Raw genomic sequence first — 21094 nt, forward strand, 5'->3', positions numbered from 1 at the left:
ATTTCTAGTAACGGCGTACTCGTGCGCGTTGCCATGTCAAAAACGCAAATATTCTCGCCAAGCTGACTTAAATCTAACTTTAACTCGGCGCTATCAGTGGCAATGGAGCCAAGTGGGGTTGCGTTAATGATTAACGTGAAATCCGCTAAACTGACATTTGGCAGCTCGTCACTACGTAAGTGTATGACATTTTGGCCAGAAAAATCTTTGGCGAGCAACTCTGCGCGATGGTCGGTTCTGTTAGCTAGGCTTACAGATGTTGCCCCTAATTCGCCGGCGGCATAGATAGCAGCTCTCGCAGCACCGCCGGCACCAAGAATTAGCACATTCTTGCCGCTCAGGTCATCGACATGCGCCTCCCTAAGTGCCTGTGTGATGCCAAAGACATCAGTGTTGAAGCCAGTAAGAGTGGCACCACTGTTAACTACCGTGTTGATAGCGCCTACTTTTTGTGCTGGGCCTTCTACTTCGTCTACTAGCGAAAAAGCTATTTCCTTGTGTGGGATTGTAAGGCTTAAACCCCGGATTCCCAATCTTCGCATGGCTTCAATAACAAATGCAGTGTCTGTAGTGTTAAAGGCTACGTAGGAAAACGGCAAGTTAAGCGCACGAAACGCGGCATTGTGCATCGCCTGGCTTAGTTTGCTAGGGTTTTTTCCCGCAAGAGCGCATAAATGCGGAAAGCACAATCTGTCCCAAACAAAGCTCACTGCGGTTGGACCAGTCCTATTGGGACGATTTGGCCAATCGGAGCCTGAACGCTTTGCACTATTAGTTCGTTTTTTATTGAAGTCTTAATTTTCTCGATTCCACTATTTAGCGAATCCGAAAGAGCAAGCACTGTTTCAATATAGGGTTCCGAGTGGTTATAATGCCAAATGACAGCGTGCTTGCTAGGAGTGTCTAAATCTAGTTTCGTCCAACCATGTTGATTGAGGTAATTTGCAACGGAAAATATTGCATCTGGAGCCGAGAATAAATCTATTGCCTCATCGCTGTTCCCATCGACTCCATACGCAAAATGATGTCCGGGCAAGAATTGCGGCATCCCTAAAGCGCCACTGCCAGAACCTCGAATTTCAAGCGGATGGATGGCCCTTTGCTCGGCTAGCTCAATTAGCGCTATGGCGTGAGGCAAAAAAGTCTCCTCCAGCCACTTAGCTCGCTGGCTCACTTGCTCCAGTGTTGCCGAGGATCTCGCACTCTGTGCGCGCTTAAAATTTCTAAAAACATTATCCGGCGACGCTGCGTCGGCAAGCCTTAAAAGACTAGGCAAAACTCGCGCCTTCCCAGTAAAGCTACCGCAATTCGTTTCTACCTGGAGGATGGCTAGGATCACGCCTTCCGGAACCTGAAATTCGTAGCTCGCACGAAAAAAGTAATAGAAATTTTTCTTGTAAAACCTCAGAGCATTTAGGCGTGTCCTTTCTGTATTGTGGCCACGATATAGGTTGCGAGGCTCTCTTGGCGCAAGACTAAAAAAAATAGGGGCATTCTTCGGCATGCGAAAATCCGACAACAGTTCGCTTACTATTTGAGGACTGGCCCCGCCCTCAATCAGGCGATTGGCTATGTAGCTCCATCCTTTGAGCTTTCGATCGTTAAGCGAAATTTTTATGGGCAGTGGCTCAAAAGGGCTAAAGTAGTAGGGCTTGGCGCCTAAAAATAACTCATTTCTGGTAGAAGTCGGCAACAGGGCTTGAAATCCAAGTGCATTTTCAATCACGCTAACATTAGCATCCCTCGAATCCACTGCCCACGCGTTAACGGCGCTCGAAAATAAAATGAGCAATACCACAGAGGCATTTCGAAATAATCCTAACAACTCCCCTTTAGCCCCGTTTACAATGCGCCGACAAACGAACGATCCACAAGGGGCCTACATAAGAGAACGCCCCTCATAATAGAAATTATACGTTATTTAGCTTCGCATTGTCGAACAAAATCTTGGTCTATCGCACGTGCCGAGTGGCACGGCCAAACTGCCCAGCTTTCCTAGTCGCGATGACTACCGAAAAAACGAAGGAGCATTATAAATAGGTTAATAAAGTCCAAATAAAGCGACAGAGCTCCAAGTATGGCGTATCGCCTAAAATCATCCGTGCCCTCTTCTACATAAGTGCTCATGTTCTTTATCTTATTTACATCCCAGGCAGTAAGGCCAGTAAAAACGATAACGCCTGCTACAGACATTACAAAGCCAACAGCAGTGCTTTGCAGAAACATGTTTACAAGGCTAGCGATTATTATTCCCCAAAGGCCCATGTATAGAAAACTACCCAAGCTCGAAAGATCTCTCCTGGTGACATAGCCAAACACAGCCATCGACCCAAAAACCGCTGAGGTAATCATAAAAGTAGACGCTAATGATTCTCTCGTGTAGATAAAGGCAAGTGGAGCTAAAGTAACGCCGTTTAGCGCAGAATATATCAAGAAAACCGACGTCGCCTTGACGGCAGACATTTTCATCACTCTGGCGCTTAACCAAACTACCAATCCGACTTCCGCAAACGCTAGAATCAGAAATAATCCCGGTTTCCCCAGAATAGACTGTGTTACAGCAGGCGTATTTAAGACATACATGGCAACTATTCCGCTTAAGAATAAGCCTGCAGTCATCCAACCAAATACAGAACGCACCAAAGCAGATTGTGCATCGGAAACGGCATAAGCCGGACGCATAGTGACCTGAAAATCTTTCATTTTCTTACCCTCTAAGTTCAACAAAACTAAAAAACTTAACAGTTTCTAATCATGTTAATAACTATTTTAAGCTTATGCAATCTTTGATGTTATAATATTTAAAATTATAGGCGTCTGGAAACTCACCGGCTTCTAGGGAGGTTAAAACCTCCTGCAAGCTGCGTTCAAGTGTCCAAGCAGGCGAAAAATCGAGAATTTTATTGGCCTTGCTGCAACTCAAGTAGTAGTCAGACATGTCGACTTCTGCCTCTTCAAAAAGCACATTTATCTCAGGTTTAAGAGTTTTTACTATGTTTGCCAGATGCTTAATTTGAACGCTCTGGCCATGCGATCCAATGTTAAATACTTCGCCACTAATTAAATTCGCATGGGCTTTTATGCAGCTCGTAAACGCTCGCGCTACATCGTCGACATGTACAAATGAGCGATACTGGTTCCCACCTTCTACTCGAATTTCATTCTTGAAGAAGGCATCTCGAATAAACGTATTTGCGACCAAATCAAAGCGCATACGCGGAGAATAGCCGTGACAAGTGCTGATTCTCAGAGCAGTTGTGTGAAAATAACGACTGTCTGCATTAATTACTCTTTCTTCCATTCGCAGTTTTAGTCGTGAATATAAGCTCACTGGTTCGGGCGTTGTGGTCTCGTATATTACGCCAGACTGTAAGCCGTATACACTATCTGTAGAGGCAAATATAAAGCGGCTAGCTCCGTGCTCGAGTGCGGCGTCGAGTACCACCGAAGAAGCTAAAAAGTTAATATCGCGCATGTCGGCGCGCTCGACTGGCTCCTTGCGACGGCCGATTATGGCTGCCAATAATACTACTACGTCAGCACCTTTTGTGGCCGAAGAGAGTGCGTGTGTGTCGCAGATATCGGCGCTTACGATTTCTAGCTGAGGGTTGCTGGCTATCTCTCGAATACCGCTGTTGCCGAATAAAAAATTATCGACGATTCTAACGCGGAAATTTTCTAGCAGGAGCCGTCTTGCTAGAACCGAACCAATATAACCAGCGCCTCCAAAAAGGACTACTAATGGGGCAAGCATACATTAAAGCCTTACTATTTCTTTTTCTTCACTATCTTAGTTTTTTCTTGAGCATCTTCCACTGCAAAGCCCAGCAATTCTATTTTCCTGCGCAGTTCGTCTGCCAAATCCCAAAGCCTATTTTTTCTAGCCTCGTCTCTTTGATTTACTAGTTCAGCTATCTCATGCGGGATCTCGATTGGTTGGGCGCGCCAGCTTTTTACGTCCAAGCCGAGCACCAAGTCGAAGTTCTCTATAAGCGACAATTTTTCGGCTGCGCTTAAGGTTTTTGAATTTACTACTTGATGCAGAACCGACATGGCTTTAGGTAAGCCCAGATCGCAATAAACGGCCTCACAGAAAAGTGTTTTTAGTTGAGCAAATTCATTGCTTTCGCTAGCTGGCTCGATAGGTTGCCCCGTTTCTGCGACTTCCTCTCGCAAAGCTAGAACTGTTGATTTTAACTTTTCTAAAGCGTAGCTCGCGTTCTTAAGGCTTTCCAGGCTAAACGAAAGCTCATTTCGGTAAATTCCTCCTAAAGCTAGCAATCTAAAGGACATGGGGCAGAACCCCTGTTCTACTAACTCGCCTAGCGTTAGAAAACTTCCCTTAGACTTTGACATCTTTTCCTGCCCCATCAGAAGAAATCCACCGTGCATCCAAATATTCGCAAGTGGCTTCTGTGTGGCGCCTTCGCTTTGAGCAATCTCATTAGTGTGATGAACTGGAATGTGGTCGATCCCACCGCAGTGAATGTCAAAAGTCTCGCCGCAGTACTTCATTGACATGGCGCTACACTCTATATGCCAGCCAGGATAGCCTAGGCCCCAGGGGGAATCCCAGAGAAGTTCCTGGTTCTCGAATTTGGATTTGGTAAACCAAAGGGCAAAGTCCAATGGGCTTCGTTTGTTTGGATCCACTTCGATGCGCGCGCCGGCCTGAAGTTTGGCCAAATCTAAGCCCGCAAGTTTGCCGTACGTTGAGAATTTTGAAACGTCAAAATACACATTGCCACCCGCCTGATAGGCCATGCCGTTAGCTTCCAAGCGCCGAATTAGTTCAATCATTTCAGCAATGTGCTCAGTTGCCTTACATATGACAGAAGGCCTGCTAATATTTAGCAATCTACAGTCATTTAAAAACACGGCCGTGTAATACTCAGCAATCTCGTGCGAAGTCTTGCGCTCTCGCTTCGCGGCAAGGAGCATCTTGTCCTCGCCCTCGTCGGCATCTGATACTAAATGCCCAACATCCGTTATGTTCATGACGTGAAGCACTTCGTAGCCGGCATATCTAAGAACCCGAACTAAAACATCCTCGAAAATATATGTTCTTAGATTCCCTATATGCTGGTAATTATAGACTGTAGGCCCACAACAATAGATCCTGACTTTGTTTGCTTCTAACGGTGCTAATGCCTCGATTTGTTTAGATAAAGAGTTATAGAAAGCAATCTTAGGGAGAGCGAATTTGTTGTTCATTATGCCCTGTTTTGTCTCACTATGGCGATTAATGTACTGCCTGGTGCAAAAATGGTACTTTGCCGACAGGCCATTTTTACTCTTAAGGACAGCGCTTTTGCAATAGTTGCTAAGTGGCCTTCTGCGTGTTTCTTATTGTTGCTAACTCCATTTGCATTGTTTTGCATCATCGGCAACTTTATGATCATCTTTAATGAGAATGGTGAGAAGAGATATTGAAAAAACTACGAAATTCTTAGATAAATAACTTGAGAGATATAGAGTGTAGGTCGATTTAATAATTTTTAGGAGAATTTTCGACCGTGTCAGATTTTCAGGGTCCCACATCTCAAAGCTCAGATATTGCCCTTAAGGGTCGTGATGCGGCTGGCACAAAGCGCTTTTTGTCTCGCAGTTCAGAGATTGCGGATAGTTTAGTTTTTCGCCAAGTTTCATCTACTGGAAACTTCGTTCGCACGGTTACATGTAAGCCAGGAAATATTACTATTATCCAGGGTGGGGAGGACAGCATAGAGCCTTTTTGTACTGCAATGGCCCAAGGCAGTAGCAGCGAGACGGTGATGCTTCGGCTGGGTGCTAGAGAGTTATATCCTTCAGAGGTGGATGTAGTTAAGTGTGCTAACAATATGTGGACAGAGCGTCGCGTCATCGATGTGTTGACGCGCGTAGGAGTTAGCGATGAACTAGTTTCGGGCGCTTTGGAGTATTTAGGGCTCGCTGATTTTCGCGAGCTATCGCCTACGAAACTCGACGAGTGTGCTACTAGGAAACTAAACTTTTTTTGTTCGCTTTATTCGCGCTCGCGGGTGCTCTGTTATGATTCGCCTTTTCTCAACATGCCGTCGCTTTGGTTGGAGCGCCTCGCTGTGTTGCTGGAGGAAGCTGCGCAGGATTGGGATAAGATAGTTGTCATGGCGCGACTAGACCGCATTCCAGCGTTCTGGCACAACTCTCCTCGCGTATTGGTAGAGCAGATTTCGCCAATGCGCACGCGGAAACTTAGTCATGTTTCAAGTGATGAAGAAATGCGCAAGGCGGTCTCAGAAGTGCGTATGATTCTCGAGAGACAACAGAGCGCAGAATGTCAATGCTTTGTGACACGACCGCAGGTGATTAAAAATCTTCTGGTGAGGGCTACCCCTCGCGAGGCAATGAGAACCGAGGCTATCGTCAATCCGCAGTTGAGTTCCGATTTGGGAATCGGCGCGAGGGAGAAGAAACTTTCAGCAGAACCGTCCGTATTGGCCCAGGACAAGAAGCGGAAAGGGCGAAATTCCTTGACGCGAATTTCTGGCATACAGAGGATGCTAAAAAGATCTCCTATCTACAGAAAGTATTATTATTTTAAGCAATGGCTGGATAGGAAGCTAATAAATAAGCAGCCGGATGAGGCAGTTCAACCAGCGGTAAAAATATCTATGCTTTTAAGAAAAAAGAAAATGTCGGGGCGTTTTTTACTGTCTGCTTTTGTCGCAGCGGCAATAATCGTCTGCCTTTATTTGTCACTTATAGACTTCATATAATGTTGTTGGAACGCGGAGGACAAGTTTGCGGCTGCTTCCTCGCGCATTTGGTTGAACTTATCGTGCTCTTTTCGTACGATAATCATCGCTTCTTCTGTGGTGTCGACCATATTAATCCACTGCATATCGCTAGGACTAACTAAATTCATAGCTATTTGTTGAGTCGTCATCCAGCTAATCAAGCCACTCCAGAAGGATGTGTTCAGCAGTATTATGGGACGTCCGGATAGATGTCCCACCTGCAAAAGTTGCCAGGAGAAATAGAGTTCTAGAAGAGTACCTATCCCACCAGCTGTCACTACGATTACGTTCGATAACCTCATGAAGTCGTCAAGTCGCGACGAAAATTTTCGGTGATGGTGTTTTATGTCTAGATGTTCGTTCGCCTCTTTCTCAAAAGGCAAATCAATAGAGATTCCAAATGACTTCGCCTTGCTAGAAGCTTCCTTTTTTCCAGCTATTAAACCTTTATTGGCTGCTTCCATGAGGCCTGGCCCGCCGCCAGTGAGCACGTCTATTCCCTCGTGTCCCAAAGCGCGCGCTAATTCCTCAGTTATGCGATAATTTTCGTCGTCAGGTCGAATTCTCGCACTGCCAAAAATGCAAACCCTAAAATGCTGACTCGTATAAGCCTTTAGTTCCTGTTCTACGAGGACTGTCCTTTCGCGTAGATTTCGTAGTCGGTCTGTAAGATATTTTCGTCTCGTCTTTAAATTATTTTTTATTTCATCCTCTGTCATAATTTACTTGTCGGACGCTGCGTGCTGAAAGTAAAGCGATTTGTCTCGCAGATGCCCCATGTTATCAAACTGACTAAGGAGATCTAACCGCTGCCTTAACAAACTGGCCCAGTTTTCCCACCCTGGAGCGTTTCTTCGCTCTTCTAGCATATTTAATAGCGTTTCAGTACTATCTCCGGGATGAGCTTTGCTCAACGTGGACAGAGACTCGATGATAAAGTCAGCGGCGATTATTAGATCGCTGAAATGTTCATCTCGGATAGCGCCAATCGGCGCACTTTGTGTGCGTGCTTGGGCTCTTTGCAAGGCGTGCTTTAGCTCAGTTGAAGCTTGCTCTAGTTCCGCGAGTTCAATGAGACGCACGGGTACTTTTTTTAATCGAGGATTGTGTTGTGGGTGAAAATATCTGTACAGATCCATAACGCTTTAGTTAACCAATTAAATAAATAATACTTCCAAACGAGCTGTTCGCAAACTATTAGTTCTTGAACACTCGCTTCTCTGCGCATCGCTGCGATACGTCCAGAAAAAAGAACACCTCACATACTCCTAGTAGAGGCTCATAAGCAAGGGTTTGGCAAGCTTTTATTTGTATGTGTTGAAAAAAACGAGCTGCCTATTTCCATTTGATGCTACAACCGATTACAGGAGTAAGCGGAGTCTTAGGGAACTCGCCGGCAAGAACACTAACTATAGCTTCTCTTAAGTAGTGAGTGCTGTTGGTTTTGCTATTGCGAGGATCGTCATCAATACTGCCGTGATATTGCAGGCGCAATTTTGCATCAAATAAATATACTTCCGGCGTGCATGCGGCGTCAAAGGCTTTTGCCGCAACTTGTTCTTCGTCGTAGAGATATGGAAAGGGAAGAGCGAGCTCGCGCGATTTCTCAACCATTCTCTCGAAGTTGTCCTCTGGGAATGCCACTGGATCGTTAGCGCAAATGGCGAGGAACTGAACTCCCTTTGGCTGAAAGGTTTTTGCAAGTTCGACTAACTTTTCCTCATAGGCTTGTGAGTGCGGACAGTGATTGGCTGTAAAAATAATAACTAAAGCTTTGGGGCTACCAAAACTTGAAAGTGAGTAAATCCGACCATCCGTTCCCGGCAGACTGAAGTATGGAGCATGTTCTCCAATGGCGAGTTCAGTATTTTCCAAGTTCTTTTGCATCTATGTGCACCTATCAACTTAGTGCGGATCTAACAGAATCTTCGCTTATAATCTAAAAGTCCGCTTTGTCATTGCGCTCTACACTCCATAGAAACTTATCGTCACTTGCTCAATAAATTATAACATCTATGGCGAGTCTAGAAGGGTCTGTCGTCAAGAAAAAAAAGAAAGGTCGAAGACCTAGAGGTGACGGTCTTCGACCTTGTGCGTGTTCGGTATTTACGGCATGACATCTATCTTTCGGCCCGAGGAATCTGTGAGGAAAGGAATGACCACTCGGGCATAGGATAACTGTTATGATCGATGCTCCTGCGAATTCCGTGCCAAATCATTTTCGGCAAGATCGGTCCGAAGGTTACTGATTCCCCTAAGCTAAAAAAACAGAGAGACTATAGGGACTTAGTGTTCATCTTATGATAGAAATAAGCAAAAAAATGCCGGATCGTCTAAGCGGCGCAATAAGCGATTATATTAGTGCTTATATTTTCTTCGCTGATTGGACATTTGGTTACTGATTCTGGTTACTGATGATTTCTACTGTGTTTGGGAATTTTTTTGAGGAAAATAATCTATGAAACGGGGCTCTATGCGGGAGGATGAGTTAGTATTAGCTTCTAATAGCATAAAAATGCTGTCTGTAGATGGCGTAGAGGCTGCCAGTTCAGGACATCCCGGAATGCCTATGGGATTTGCAGAAGTAGCTGTAGTTTTGTGGTTAAGGCACCTCTGCTTTTGTCCCGGAGACACGAAGTGGATTAACAGGGATCGCTTTGTCCTCTCTAATGGCCACGGGTCTATGTTGCTGTATTCGCTCTTGCACCTCTTTGGCATCAGCCTATCGGTAGAGGATTTGCGGAAATTTCGCCAATGGGGAAGCCTCACTCCGGGGCATCCCGAGTCGCATGTTACTGCTGGAGTGGAGTGCACTACTGGCCCATTAGGGCAAGGAGTCTCGAACGCTGTTGGCATGGCTATTGGCGAGAAAATCATGGCGGCGCGTTATAATACTGCTGATTTTAGTCCTTTTAATCATCGCGTTTTTTGTGTGGTCGGCGATGGCTGCTTAATGGAGGGCATTAGCAGCGAGGCTTCCTCTTTGGCAGGTCATCTTGGTCTTGGCAACCTAATTGTTCTCTACGATGATAACCACATCAGCATCGCTGGAAACACCGATTTGGCATTCACGGAAAATGTTTTAAGGCGCTATGAAGCCTATGGTTGGCATGTGCAAGCGGCAGATGGACATGATTTTCTGGCAATTGATAGTGCCATAGAGAATGCAGTGGCGGAGAGCAACAAACCTTCTATTATTGCGATGCGAACCGTTATTGGTCGTGGTAGCCCAAATAAGGCTAATTCGGCTGGCGTTCATGGTTCTCCACTTGGAGCGAATGAGGTTCTAAAGACTAAAGAAGGGTTAGGGTGGCCGCTCGAGCCAAGATTCTTTGTGCCGGAGGAGGTTAGAAAGCTTTTTTCGGCTAGGATAGGGGAGTTAAATGAAGTTGTTGCGAGTTGGCGAGATGGGTTTAAGAGGTGGAGTGAAAACAATGCTGATTTGGCGGCTGCGTTAACTAGGCAACTTAGCTTGGACGTTCCCGAAAGCTTGGGAGAGAAGTTTTTGCAAAGCGTTTCTAGCGATAGCAAGCCCGCCGCTACTCGAAAGACCTCCGGCAATATATTGCAGCTAGCTTCAGGGGAGATCGGAGCCTTAATAGGCGGATCCGCTGACTTGGAGCCCTCGACGCTCACGGTAATAAAAGGTTCAGGCAGTATCGCTAAGAATGATTTTAGTGGCCTTAACATCCACTTTGGCGTGCGCGAACATGCTATGGGGGCCATAATGAATGGTCTTAGCTATTATGGTGGTTTTCTTCCCTACGGGTCGACTTTTTTGTGCTTTTCAGACTACATGCGTCCGGCTATTCGCTTGGCTGCTCTTTCGCATTTGCCGGGGCTCTTTATTTTTACACACGACAGCGTTTTCCTTGGTGAGGATGGGCCGACACATCAGCCAATAGAACATTTGTCCGCCCTAAGACTTATTCACAATCTCTATTTGTTGCGTCCTGCCGATGCGGTGGAGACGGCAGTTTGTTATGAAATAGCTCTGTCTAGGCGAGAGGGGCCGTGTGCGCTGTCGCTTACTCGCCAGGAAGTTCCAGCCCTGGAGCGCAGCGATTTAAATTCCGCAAGAGAGAAAATAAAGAAAGGCGGATACATAATTTGGAAGAGATGCCAAGAAAATGCAAAAGCCCAAATTGTGTTCGTAGCGACGGGTTCAGAGGTAAGCCTTGCAATTGAGGCTGCGAAGTTGCTCGATTCGTCTGTTAGTGTGCGCGTCGTATCAATGCCATGCACACAGCTCTTTTTAAACACTTCCATAGAATATAGAAAGGAACTTTTGCCAAGCAGCTCGAAAGTAGTAGTGATTGAAGCTGGGAGCACGACTTTGTGGCCTGGAATATTGGGGATAGCTGCTACCGATGCATTGTTAGTGGGGATTGACCACTTTGGGGCCTCGGCTCCGGCTGAGGATCTTGCGAAGCACTTTGGTTTTACGCCACAAGCCGTCGCTAACGCCGTGAAAAAGCGCTTCTTGTCGTGACGGCTTTGATATTACGCCTATTAAACGAGCTTCGGCCCGTCTTGCCGAAGGCAGTTTGGCGGTTTTTTAATAAACTGTGGTGGACTTATTTTTGGGCTAGAGAGAGAAAGCAAACCAGCAAGGAGCTATCGATCCGCGGGCCAAAGCTAGCTGGTAGCGAGCGCGCGGTACTCATCGAAGCCATTGCAGAGAAATATCCCTTTAGCGCACTTATCGAAATCGGCTGCGCTTATGGCCAAAACTTTCACATATTGTGCTGCCTTTTTCCAGAAATTCACTTGGTTGGAATTGACTGTAATGAGAACTGTATTAGCGAAGGAGGAGAGCTGCTGGCAAAGCGTGGCTACAAAAATGCCAAACTAATATGCGCAAACGGAATTGACCTTGGCCAATTTGCAGATAATAGTTTTGACATTGCATATACATGCGCTGCCTTGTTGTATGTCGATAATCGAGACGTAGAGGCCGTGATCTCTGAAATGCTTCGCGTAGCTAGGAAAACTGTGTTCTTAGTCGAACAGCACCTGGATGGAGCGAGTTTAGAAAGGATTCTTGGAAATCGGGAAGGCTGGGTAGAGAGACACGGAGTGTTGCATGGGGAGGGGTACTGGATTAGGGATTACGCGGCATTGCTCGGGCGGTTCGCCAAGGCTCGTGGTTGCGAGGTACGGATAACAAAAATTCCGTTTCCCCTGTGGACGAGCGAGAGGTGGAAGGATTTTGGCTGCCTCATTGAAATAGCCAAGGGCAGATAGCGCAAATAGTAGGGAGTGGATTTTTAACGGGAATATGATTGAGCCACAAGTAGAAGCGCTATATCGAGCATTTGTAGCGGAGTGGAGTTTCTTCGGCGAGGCAAATCCCGTGCTTGCCCTTGATGGCTCATGGCCTTCACTGGGCGCGGTGGACTTAATCTGTTTTGACCAGCGATGTATTGTGCCAGAGAATTGCAGCAATGCGGATGTATTGCGGGAGTTCGATAGGCGAGTTAAGGGCGTGGCTGCTTATATTGCGGTTATTGCGCACAAATGCTGGATGGCGTTTGGCATGCCCGTCGAGGTTGGCGAAAGCGCAAACGGCATTGCAATGCGGGTAAAGTGTGGAAGTTCTCTTGGCGAAGGCGAGGAGTTTGTGGTTGAGGTTGAGAAACAGTTGCGAACGCTTTTTAGCGCACCACCCCGAGTTTTTCCTGTTCTAAACGGTTTTTCTCGGCCTCTTTCTAGTGAGCAAACTTTTCTCAATCTTTTTGGCCTGGGAGTCGCAACTGGGTTAACCCCATTTGGTGATGGCCCATGGCGCAGCGAAACTCCCGATACTTGCACGCACCTCATTGAGAAGGCTGTAAGAGTGCTAGCGCGTTCTTGCGCTGAGTATTACGAAAGAGTATTTCCCGAAGAAAAAATTGGAAGTGTTGCAGAACTTTACCTTAACGAGCTCATTTATCCCCCAATATTTTTGAACGAGGATTTGCCAGCCAGGCAGGCGGCTATTGGAGTAGTTAGGTTTTTTAAGGAATACGGCTTTTCGACAGAGCAAATGTTAAATGTTTCGCATAACCTCGCTTTATTTCCCGATGAAATTATTTCTCTTGCAGGGCTTGCCTGCTTTACCGCAATTAGCGACGGGGGCATCTCGGCTGAGATTCTCGCTGTCGCTCGAAATAAGGGACATTTTGTTGGGTTATTGCGAGGCGCCATGCTCGCTGTTAGGCGGGAGCTTGGGCTTCGCGTAGACTGGAGCGGTGAGGCTGCGTTAATTCCAGAGGATTATATAAGAATAAAATTGGAGCGACTTTTGGGATTCCTTCCATGGGTTTCGCTTCCAATTGAAAAAATTGCAGACCGTAGACTTTCTCTCTTAGTAAATGCTTTAATCAATTTCGATTACGATGACGCGTATTTAATGTGCGCGTCCATTGCTGAGGAGGACCCTACTGAGTTTGACGTTCGGATTCAAGCTGCGTCGCTCGATATGTTGTGTTTTAGATTTGAAAGCGCTCTTGCCAAGTTAAAGGCACTCTTGACTGAGCCGCTATGCGAGGAAAACCCTATTATTTATAACATGCTTGGCATGAGTCTACTTAGCATGGGCGATTTGGTGGAAGGGGAAAAGATGCATGCTCGTGCGTTTACTTATCGCAATAGAGCGGTTTCAGAAGCTAGCAATATTGCCAATGACTATTCGTGGGCTTTAATTCTACAAGGGAAATTTGAGGAGGCATTAGCCGTCGTCGATTGCGCTATTAATGGCGAAATCGCGCCCGTTACAGCACTCTTAAATAGGGCCTACATTCTAAACACTAAGGGACGAGTAAACGAGCTTCGCGAAGTTGAAGAGCGTTTAATAAAGCTTGCCCCAACAAACTATCGCGTAGTCAGTAACTATGTGTTGCGAAAGTGACTATTGGATTGCTAGCGTCTCGGCATCGCAACTCAACTCGATAGCAAGCTGCTAACGAAATGTCTTAACCTGTCATTTTTAACTAGCTCAACTACTTCGTTTGCAAATGCGCTTACGAGTAAGGATTTTGCTAGCTTTTCATCTATCCCTCTGGAGCGCAGATAGTAGAGAGCCTCGTCATCCAGCGTGCCTACAGTGGCGCCATGGCTGCATTTGACGTCGTCGGCCCAGATTTTTAACTGAGGTTGCGAATTAGTGGAGGCGTTTGGCGAAAGCAAAAGGCTGCTGTTTTTTTGAAACGCAGTTGTCTTTTGCGCCTTTTCTCTAACTACTATAGTGCCGTTAAATACGCCGCAAGAGTCGTCCCCATAGATGCCTTTAAGTAACTGATAGCTTTTACAGTGCGAAACGGCGTGATCTACAGTCGTAGACGTGTCTAAATGTTGACGACTCCCGGCCATTGATAAGCCAAATATATTTGCTGAGCTGTTTTTCCCAGCCAATGTTATGTGAATCTCATTTCGCGCCAATTTGCTACCAAGAGAAAAAAGATGCGCCGAAAAATCGCTACTTCTAGACTGATGAACGTAGGTGGCGGAAATATGTGACGAAAGCAAGCTCTCGTTCTGAACTTTATGATACTCTAGACTCGCATTCTCGTTAAGAACAATTTCGGTTACGGCGTTCGTGAGATGAGCACATTCATTTTTACCCGCAAAGCGTTCTATGATGCTTGCATGTGAATCAGCTTCGGCAACGATAAGAATTCTGGGGAATATGGCCCTTTTATCTGACCATTCGGTGCTAACAAATATTATTTCGAGTGGCTCCACTATTTTAGTGCCACTTGCTATGTGTATTGCGCACACATCGTCCATTAGCGCGGTATTTAGCGCAACAAAGGCATTCTTTTCCGAAGACGCGTAGCGCGATAAATGCTTTTCAATTATATCGCAAGGAATCGCCAATACGTGTCGATCTCTTGTGCTGCGAAGTGAAAAACAAGTTACGGTTTTTGGAAGCGCCTTGGTGCTAGACAACGATTCGCAAAAAAAGCCGTCTACAAAAACTAGGCTGTTATCTGAAAGTGAAGGCGCTAATAGCGAGATTGCGGCATCGCTCTTATGTTTTGATAGTTGCCGCTTTTTCGGCAACGAAGTTAGTGCAGCGGGAATTTTAACCGCCTCTGATATATCGGTGTGACGCCAATTCTCAGCGCGCATTTTGGGGACACCCAGTCGCCTAAAATGCAAAAAAGCTTCCCTCTGCATGACCTCTAGAGCGTCGTCTAAGGAAGGTTCGCACGAGCTAAACTTTGTTTTGAAATAACTATTGCACCACTCTAGCGGCGATGCAGTGTCCTTTGCATATTCTATACTAGGCATGAACTTCGCTATCCTTAGCCTCGCTCGTTATCCAACCATAACCTCTCTCCTCGAGCTCTAGCGCCAGTTCCTTAGTTCCCGATTTTACCAGTCGTCCGTCGACCAAGACATGAACGAAATCTGGGACAATGTAGTCGAGTAGGCGCTGGTAGTGTGTGATTACGATTATAGCTCTATCCTCGCTTCTAAGTTTATTTACGCCGTTTGCAACTATTTGCAATGCGTCTATGTCGAGCCCAGAATCGGTTTCATCCAAGATGGCAAGTGTCGGCTCCAAAATGGCCATTTGCAGTATCTCGTTTCGCTTTTTTTCGCCGCCCGAAAAACCCTCATTGACGGCTCTCTGCAATAAAGCTTCGTTCATTTCGAGTAGTTTCGCCTTTTCCTTAAGCAATGCCGAAAAGTCCCGCACGTTTATTTCTTCCTTGTGATTGTAGCGACGTACGGAGTTTAGCGCTGTGCGAAGGAAGTAACTGCAATTAACGCCAGGAAGCTCAACTGGATACTGAAACGCAATAAATATTCCCTTACACGCTCTCTCCTCGGGAGGCATATTTTCAATATTCTCTCCGAGGAATTTTATCGACCCAGCCGTTATTGCGTACCCATCTTTTCCACCAATGATGTTCGTGAGCGTGCTTTTCCCCGAGCCGTTTGGCCCCATGACGGCATGAACTTCACCTGGTTTTACCTCTAGGTTAACGCCCTTTAAAATTGGCGTGCCATCCGAATTTATATGTAAATTGTTTATTTCTAGCATCTTTCTCTCTCAATAACGCTATCCTACGCTGCCCTCTAAACTAACCGCGAGAAGCTGACGAGCTTCGACTGCAAACTCCATAGGTAACTCCTTTAAAACTTCCTTGCAAAATCCATGCACCATCATAGAAATTGCATCCTCTGCCGATATGCCTCGTTGCTTGCAATAGTAGAGCTGTTCCTCTCCTATTTTCGAGGTGGTAGCCTCGTGCTCTACAGTAGCCGTATCGTTATTCACCTCTAGACAAGGGAAAGTATGTGCTCCGCAAGTATCGCTTAGGAGAAGGGAATCGCATTGCGAAAAATTTCTCGCTTTAGTCGCTGACTTTGCCACTTTTATTAGCCCACGGTACGAGTTCTGGCCCAATCCAGCCGCAATGCCCTTTGATATAACGGTGCTCCTAGTATTTCGGCCGATATGAATCATCTTTGTGCCCGTATCGGCTTGCTGGTGGTGATTTGTCAGAGCCACAGAATAAAATTCGCCCACAGAATTATCGCCCTTTAAAATGCAGCTAGGATATTTCCATGTAATGGCCGAGCCAGTTTCTACCTGTGTCCAAGAAATCTTAGAGTTTCTTCCCATGCAAAGTCCACGTTTTGTTACAAAGTTATAAATTCCGCCCCTTCCGTCCTTGTCGCCAGGATACCAGTTTTGAATGGTGGAGTATTTTATCTCTGCGTCATCTAGTGCTACGAGCTCAACTACCGCCGCGTGGAGCTGGTTTTCATCTCGCATCGGCGCAGTGCAGCCCTCTAAGTAGCTTACATAGCTTCCCTTGTCGGCGATAATGAGAGTCCGTTCAAATTGGCCAGTGCTTTTTGCATTGATTCTAAAGTAAGTAGATAGCTCTAACGGACAGCGAACATTTGGTGGAATGTAGACGAAGGAGCCATCGCTAAAAACCGCCGAATTTAGCGCAGCAAAAAAATTGTCAGAATACGGAACGACGGAGCCAATGTATTTTTCTACCAGATGAGGATGCTTTTGAGCTGCTTCGGAAAACGAACAAAATATTATTCCATGTTTTTCCAGGGACTCTTTGTAGGTCGTAGTTACAGATACGCTATCAAACACCGCATCTACGGCTATGCCGGCTAATCGCTTTTGTTCGGCAAGGGGAATTCCAAGTTTTTCATACGTCCTAAGCAGCTCGGGGTCTAGCTCGTCTAAGCTGTTTGGCCCTTTCTTCTGCTTAGGTTCAGAATAGTAAATAATATCCTGATAGCTTATCGGAGAGTAGTTCACAAAAGACCAATGCGGCTCTGGTTTTTTCTGCCAACATTTATATGCCCTAAGGCGCCAATCCAAGAGGAACTCAGGCTCATTCTTCCTACGGGAGATTTCTCGAATTACCGTTTCGCTTAATCCAGGTGGCAGCGAGTCGGATTCTATATTGCTTACAAAACCGTATTTATAAGCATCTTTTGCTGACCAGCTTTCTATTGCGTCCATATTAAATAGCAGTAACCATTAGGAAAAATTATTGTTGAATTTCTAGTTCAAGTATAACGGATCTTTGCATTTGAGGAAAGATTGGCAAGATTTCTCTAAGGCGCGTGAAGGAGCAGTTGTTAGTAGGTTGCTCTAATAAACACATTTTTTACCTTGAGTATTCATGGCAAGGTGCCGATATTATTAATATAGTTAGTTTTGCTACTTTTGTTAAATAGGTTGTTTTATGATGGCAAGGTTATTTGAATATTTCGCACTGCCATTGCGGGCCAATGCCGCCTTAGGATTTGTCGACACGCGAAGGAAACAAGAGAGAATCCTCTCTGTTTTTGTCTTGTTCTTTGTGGTGGGGATAGTCCTTGCATCTATTTACTTTGATGGCAGCCTTACATCCTCGGCCTGGAGCTTATTTAATCGCCTAAATGGCGAAGAACAAATGGGAACTGGAAATCCGGTACTAGATTGCGAGAATCCTTCGAATGAAAACACTCCTTATTGTCAGGAAAGAAAGGCCAGAATTGAGCGAACTTGGAAGGCAATTAGCCGCTATGAAGAAGGGAAAGCACCCGCTTTTAGCTTAACCGAGCGCGAATAGGCGAAGACTGTCGGTTCCGAACCTACCGTTTTCTGGCAGACACTTATACAGTATTTCGCGCTAATAGCCGAAAATAACTAAAGGAGGTTAGAGCTTTAGCCCCTTGTCGCTCCTCGGTAATTGCGCTCAACCTATCCTCATAGGGTAACGAAAAAGTTATGATCTTTATAGAATACAATGCGATCGTAATCGATCCCGATATCAATAGTCGCACCAAATTGAAAAGTGCGGCCTATGCCGTGCATAACTTTCGCAAAGTTCAGTCGGTTGCAATTCTAGAGAGCGCTCTTTCGGTATTACATGAGAGCACCAATGAGGCCTGGGATATTATATTTATCTCGCATAACTTTAGCCACGACGATGTAACGGCATTTATAGAGCAGGCGAAGAAGACAAAAGCTGGAGAGGATTGTGCCTACATAGTTGTGCTAAAGGGCAATGAGCAAGGTGGCTCTACTATTGCTAGAGAGGTGATGAAGGGTGCGCATGGTGTATTGTTTGAGCCGTATTCAGTTGATCGGCTGCTAGAAATTTCTCAATTAGCCGCCAAAGTAAAACTAGAAAATGCTTTCCTTAGAAAAAAAGCAGCGATGGAGTTATTAATTAAGGAAGTACAGGCCGAACTAGACAAGATTGCTAGCTATAAATCTATAGGCTGCAATGTGCAAAGATTTATGAAGCGCTTTGCAAATACTTGTAAACCCATTGCTAACTTTGATGAAGATAGCCTATCGCTTTACTACGTGACTATTGCTGACATGTTTATGGCGGCGGTAGTACCTGAGGATATGAAATATAAGGGAGCGAGTTCGCGCATTAAGGATAGAGTAAAGGAAAAAATTAGACAGCAATTTAACCTAGAGATGCGCGAGATAGACATGCGCGAAAGTAGGTAGTCTGTTTTAACTCGTACTGCCTGACTCATAGTAGAATTACTCGCCTATGCCATATTGCCAAGCCCCGTTATTAGGGCTCCTGCTGCATGACGCTATCTCTTAACCACTTAGCATCATCTTTTTCCGGATAATCTATATTGTAATGGAGCCCTCGGCTTTCCTTGCGCGATTTAGCCATGCTAATTATTAGATCCGAAACGGTAATGATATTTCTAAGCTCGATAAGATCGCTAGTTACAAAATATTTCCAATAATAGTCGCGAATTTCTTTTTGAACGGCTTGAATCCGTTTAGATGCTAGTTCCAGGCGCATGTTGCTGCGAACTATTCCAACGAGGTTCCACATCATGCGACGAACTTCTTGCCATACGTGATTTACGATGATGTGCTCGCGAGTTTCTACGGTATCTAAATAATCCCATTCTGGAACATTTTGCTCCAGTGACAAGTCTTTAATCCTGTTTGAACAGTCTCGCGCGGCTGCTCGGGCAAACACTGCCGCTTCGAGAAGTGAATTAGAGGCAAGGCGATTAGCGCCGTGCAAGCCAGTAGACGCAGTTTCTCCTGCTGCGTACAGACGAGGCAAGTCCGTTCTTCCGTTCAAGTCAGCCATGACGCCACCGCAGCAATAGTGAGCAGCAGGGACTACTGGGATAGGTTCCTTAGTAATATCTATGCCACATTCCAGTGTCTTTGCGTAAATCATAGGAAAGCGCGAGCGGATAAATGACGCCTCCCTATGGGAAATATCTAGTAACACGTTATCAGCGCCAGTGCGCTTCATTTCAGCATCTATTGCTCGTGCGACGATATCGCGGGGTGCTAGTTCTCCACGCTCATCGTAGCGCTGCATAAACGCCTCGCCTTTGATGTTTAGCAGTCTTGCGCCCTCGCCACGTATTGCTTCGGTAATAAGTAGCGACCGGGCCTTGTTGTGATATAAACAGGTTGGGTGAAACTGGAAAAATTCCATGTTTGCAATGCGCGCTCCGGCGCGGTAGGCCATGGCGATACCGTCACCCGTCGAGACATTTGGGTTTGTAGTATATAAATAGACTTTTCCAGCCCCACCTGTAGCCAGCATAGTGACGCGAGAAACAAAGCCAGTAATTTTTGATGAGGACTTATCCAAAGCATAGGCACCGATTATCTCTGGAAATGATCCATCATGGCTATCTTTGGCGATTAGGTCTATTGCAATGTGATGAGGTAAAATTTCGATATTGGGTTCAGCCTTAACTCGCTCGAGCAATGCTCGCTGAATCTCGGCTCCGGTTTCATCGCGATAGTGCAGAATGCGTCTGGCCGAATGGCCACCCTCTTTTGCCAACTCGAAAGATTGAGACAAGCTTTTTTTATCAAATGATATTCCTAGTTCTACTAGGCGACTGATAGCTTCGAGGCCATGCGATACCACATAATGGACGACTTCCTCGTGACAAAGGCCCGCGCCTGCGTTAAGTGTGTCGGCGATGTGCGACTCGCAGCTATCCAATGGGCTAATAACTGCCGCAATTCCGCCCTGAGCATATTTAGTAGCGCCCTCGCAGGGCTCGCTCTTGCACAAAATGGTAACACTGCCGCATTTTGCGACATCTAGGGCGAACATGAGGCCGGCAATGCCCGACCCTATTACTAAAAAATCTTGATGCTTCATCTATTCACTTTATGCTAATCTGAGAAACCATGTTTTTAGCAGAGATACGTTTACCTTTGCTAAACGGTATAACTTGAATAATTAATTTTTATAAAATAGAAACACTTAGAAGTATACAAATGGATCTCTAATGATTCTATTCGCGTTTAGTATGGAAAAGGAGACTAGCAATACAAATAGCATTCACTGGACTAGAGAGGTGGGGAGGCGTGCTCCGAACCTTATTACTGTCTTGCGACTGCTTGCTGTGCCGGTTTTTGTAATACTTTTAGTCGATCCGACGCCCCAGAGCAGTATATGGGCGACTGTGATTTTTATATTTGCTTCTATTACTGATTGGCTCGATGGTTATTTAGCTCGATTATTTCACGCCGAGTCCATATTGGGCACGTTGTTGGATCCGTTGGCTGACAAGATATTGGTTATGGCGGCTTTGATAATGCTTAGTTCAATTAAGACCGAACCCTTTGTGCCTGCTTGGATGGTGGTGCTTTTGTTGTCTCGGGAAATGGTGGTTACTGGTTTGCGCTCCATTGCCAGTATTAAGGGGACAGTAGTCGCGGCGTCTCGTTGGGCCAAACACAAGACTGCATGGACCATGGTTGCTATAGTATTTCTTCTAATTCGGGAACCGTATGAGGTTTTTGGCATTTTAGTGGATTTCCATTTTTCTGGAATGGTCTTTTTGTGGATTGC

19 protein-coding genes are annotated in these 21094 nt (G+C 45.7%); 7 read left to right on the plus strand and 12 right to left on the minus strand.

Features of this window, described 5'->3' with window-relative positions; genetic code table 11:
* The 5 genes from IT291_06650 to IT291_06670 form a co-directional block, all read right to left on the minus strand.
* Window positions 1-710 (minus strand): hypothetical protein (locus tag IT291_06650; GenBank protein MCC6220901.1); only part of this gene is annotated, 710 nt, incomplete at its 3' end.
* Window positions 707-1825: a lytic murein transglycosylase gene (locus IT291_06655; GenBank protein ID MCC6220902.1), complete on the minus strand. Its 1119-nt coding sequence runs from the start codon at window positions 1823-1825 to the stop codon at window positions 707-709. The genes IT291_06650 and IT291_06655, both read right to left, overlap by 4 nt.
* Window positions 1826-1995: 170 nt before the next feature.
* On the minus strand, window positions 1996-2703 hold the full coding sequence (locus tag IT291_06660) for a Bax inhibitor-1/YccA family protein (protein MCC6220903.1): 708 nt from the start codon (window positions 2701-2703) through the stop codon (window positions 1996-1998).
* Between the two features lie 61 nt (window positions 2704-2764).
* Entirely contained in the window at window positions 2765-3754 is a 990-nt protein-coding gene (locus tag IT291_06665; GenBank protein ID MCC6220904.1) for an NAD(P)-dependent oxidoreductase, read from the minus strand.
* Between the two features lie 14 nt (window positions 3755-3768).
* On the minus strand, window positions 3769-5214 hold the full coding sequence (locus tag IT291_06670) for a cysteine--tRNA ligase (protein ID MCC6220905.1): 1446 nt from the start codon (window positions 5212-5214) through the stop codon (window positions 3769-3771).
* 302 nt (window positions 5215-5516) lie between these two features.
* Between IT291_06670 and IT291_06675 the strand changes: the two genes are divergently transcribed.
* Entirely contained in the window at window positions 5517-6737 is a 1221-nt protein-coding gene (locus tag IT291_06675) for a hypothetical protein (GenBank protein MCC6220906.1), read from the plus strand.
* Here the strand turns inward: IT291_06675 and IT291_06680 are convergent.
* The 3 genes from IT291_06680 to IT291_06690 all read right to left on the minus strand — a co-directional run bounded on the left by IT291_06680 (window position 6710) and on the right by IT291_06690 (window position 8645).
* Window positions 6710-7477, minus strand: a complete 768-nt coding sequence (locus IT291_06680; GenBank protein ID MCC6220907.1) for an LOG family protein — start codon at window positions 7475-7477, stop codon at window positions 6710-6712. The genes IT291_06675 and IT291_06680 overlap by 28 nt on opposite strands.
* Window positions 7478-7480: 3 nt before the next feature.
* A complete protein-coding gene (locus tag IT291_06685) occupies window positions 7481-7897 on the minus strand; it encodes a hypothetical protein (GenBank protein MCC6220908.1) in 417 nt (138 codons plus the stop codon).
* A 196-nt stretch (window positions 7898-8093) separates the two neighbouring features.
* Entirely contained in the window at window positions 8094-8645 is a 552-nt protein-coding gene (locus IT291_06690) for a thioredoxin family protein (protein ID MCC6220909.1), read from the minus strand.
* A gap of 571 nt (window positions 8646-9216) precedes the next feature.
* On the opposite strand from IT291_06690, the gene tkt reads away from it, so the two are divergent.
* From tkt to IT291_06705, 3 genes are read left to right on the plus strand one after another with little or no spacing between them, the layout of a single operon-like run.
* The gene (gene tkt / locus IT291_06695) at window positions 9217-11250 is read left to right on the plus strand and encodes a transketolase (GenBank protein ID MCC6220910.1); all 2034 of its coding nucleotides are present in this window, start codon (window positions 9217-9219) and stop codon (window positions 11248-11250) included.
* Complete coding sequence (locus IT291_06700; protein ID MCC6220911.1) at window positions 11247-12005, plus strand: class I SAM-dependent methyltransferase; 759 nt, start codon at window positions 11247-11249, stop codon at window positions 12003-12005. The genes tkt and IT291_06700 overlap by 4 nt, the downstream gene beginning before the upstream one ends.
* 34 nt (window positions 12006-12039) lie before the next feature.
* On the plus strand, window positions 12040-13650 hold the full coding sequence (locus tag IT291_06705; GenBank protein MCC6220912.1) for a hypothetical protein: 1611 nt from the start codon (window positions 12040-12042) through the stop codon (window positions 13648-13650).
* A gap of 32 nt (window positions 13651-13682) precedes the next feature.
* Here the strand turns inward: IT291_06705 and sufD are convergent, their stop codons facing one another.
* From sufD to sufB, 3 genes are read right to left on the minus strand one after another with little or no spacing between them, the layout of a single operon-like run.
* The gene (sufD, locus tag IT291_06710) at window positions 13683-15035 is read right to left on the minus strand and encodes a Fe-S cluster assembly protein SufD (protein ID MCC6220913.1); all 1353 of its coding nucleotides are present in this window, start codon (window positions 15033-15035) and stop codon (window positions 13683-13685) included.
* Entirely contained in the window at window positions 15028-15795 is a 768-nt protein-coding gene (gene sufC / locus IT291_06715; GenBank protein ID MCC6220914.1) for a Fe-S cluster assembly ATPase SufC, read from the minus strand. Before sufC ends, sufD begins: the two co-directional genes overlap by 8 nt.
* Window positions 15796-15813: 18 nt before the next feature.
* Complete coding sequence (gene sufB, locus IT291_06720; protein MCC6220915.1) at window positions 15814-17250, minus strand: Fe-S cluster assembly protein SufB; 1437 nt, start codon at window positions 17248-17250, stop codon at window positions 15814-15816.
* Window positions 17251-17476: 226 nt separating this feature from the next.
* Between sufB and IT291_06725 the strand changes: the two genes are divergently transcribed.
* Both IT291_06725 and IT291_06730 read left to right on the plus strand, forming a co-directional pair.
* The gene (locus IT291_06725) at window positions 17477-17845 is read left to right on the plus strand and encodes a hypothetical protein (protein ID MCC6220916.1); all 369 of its coding nucleotides are present in this window, start codon (window positions 17477-17479) and stop codon (window positions 17843-17845) included.
* Between the two features lie 158 nt (window positions 17846-18003).
* Entirely contained in the window at window positions 18004-18741 is a 738-nt protein-coding gene (locus IT291_06730; GenBank protein MCC6220917.1) for a hypothetical protein, read from the plus strand.
* Between the two features lie 70 nt (window positions 18742-18811).
* Here the strand turns inward: IT291_06730 and nadB are convergent, their stop codons facing one another.
* Window positions 18812-20398, minus strand: coding sequence for an L-aspartate oxidase (nadB, locus tag IT291_06735; GenBank protein MCC6220918.1), 1587 nt, complete (start codon window positions 20396-20398; stop codon window positions 18812-18814).
* A 151-nt stretch (window positions 20399-20549) separates the two neighbouring features.
* On the opposite strand from nadB, the gene pgsA reads away from it, so the two are divergent.
* The coding region (gene pgsA, locus IT291_06740; GenBank protein MCC6220919.1) for a CDP-diacylglycerol--glycerol-3-phosphate 3-phosphatidyltransferase at window positions 20550-21094 on the plus strand (545 nt) is incomplete at its 3' end.

It is taken from the genome of Deltaproteobacteria bacterium, from assembly GCA_020845775.1.
Taxonomy (GTDB): domain Bacteria; phylum Bdellovibrionota_C; class UBA2361; order SZUA-149; family JADLFC01; genus JADLFC01.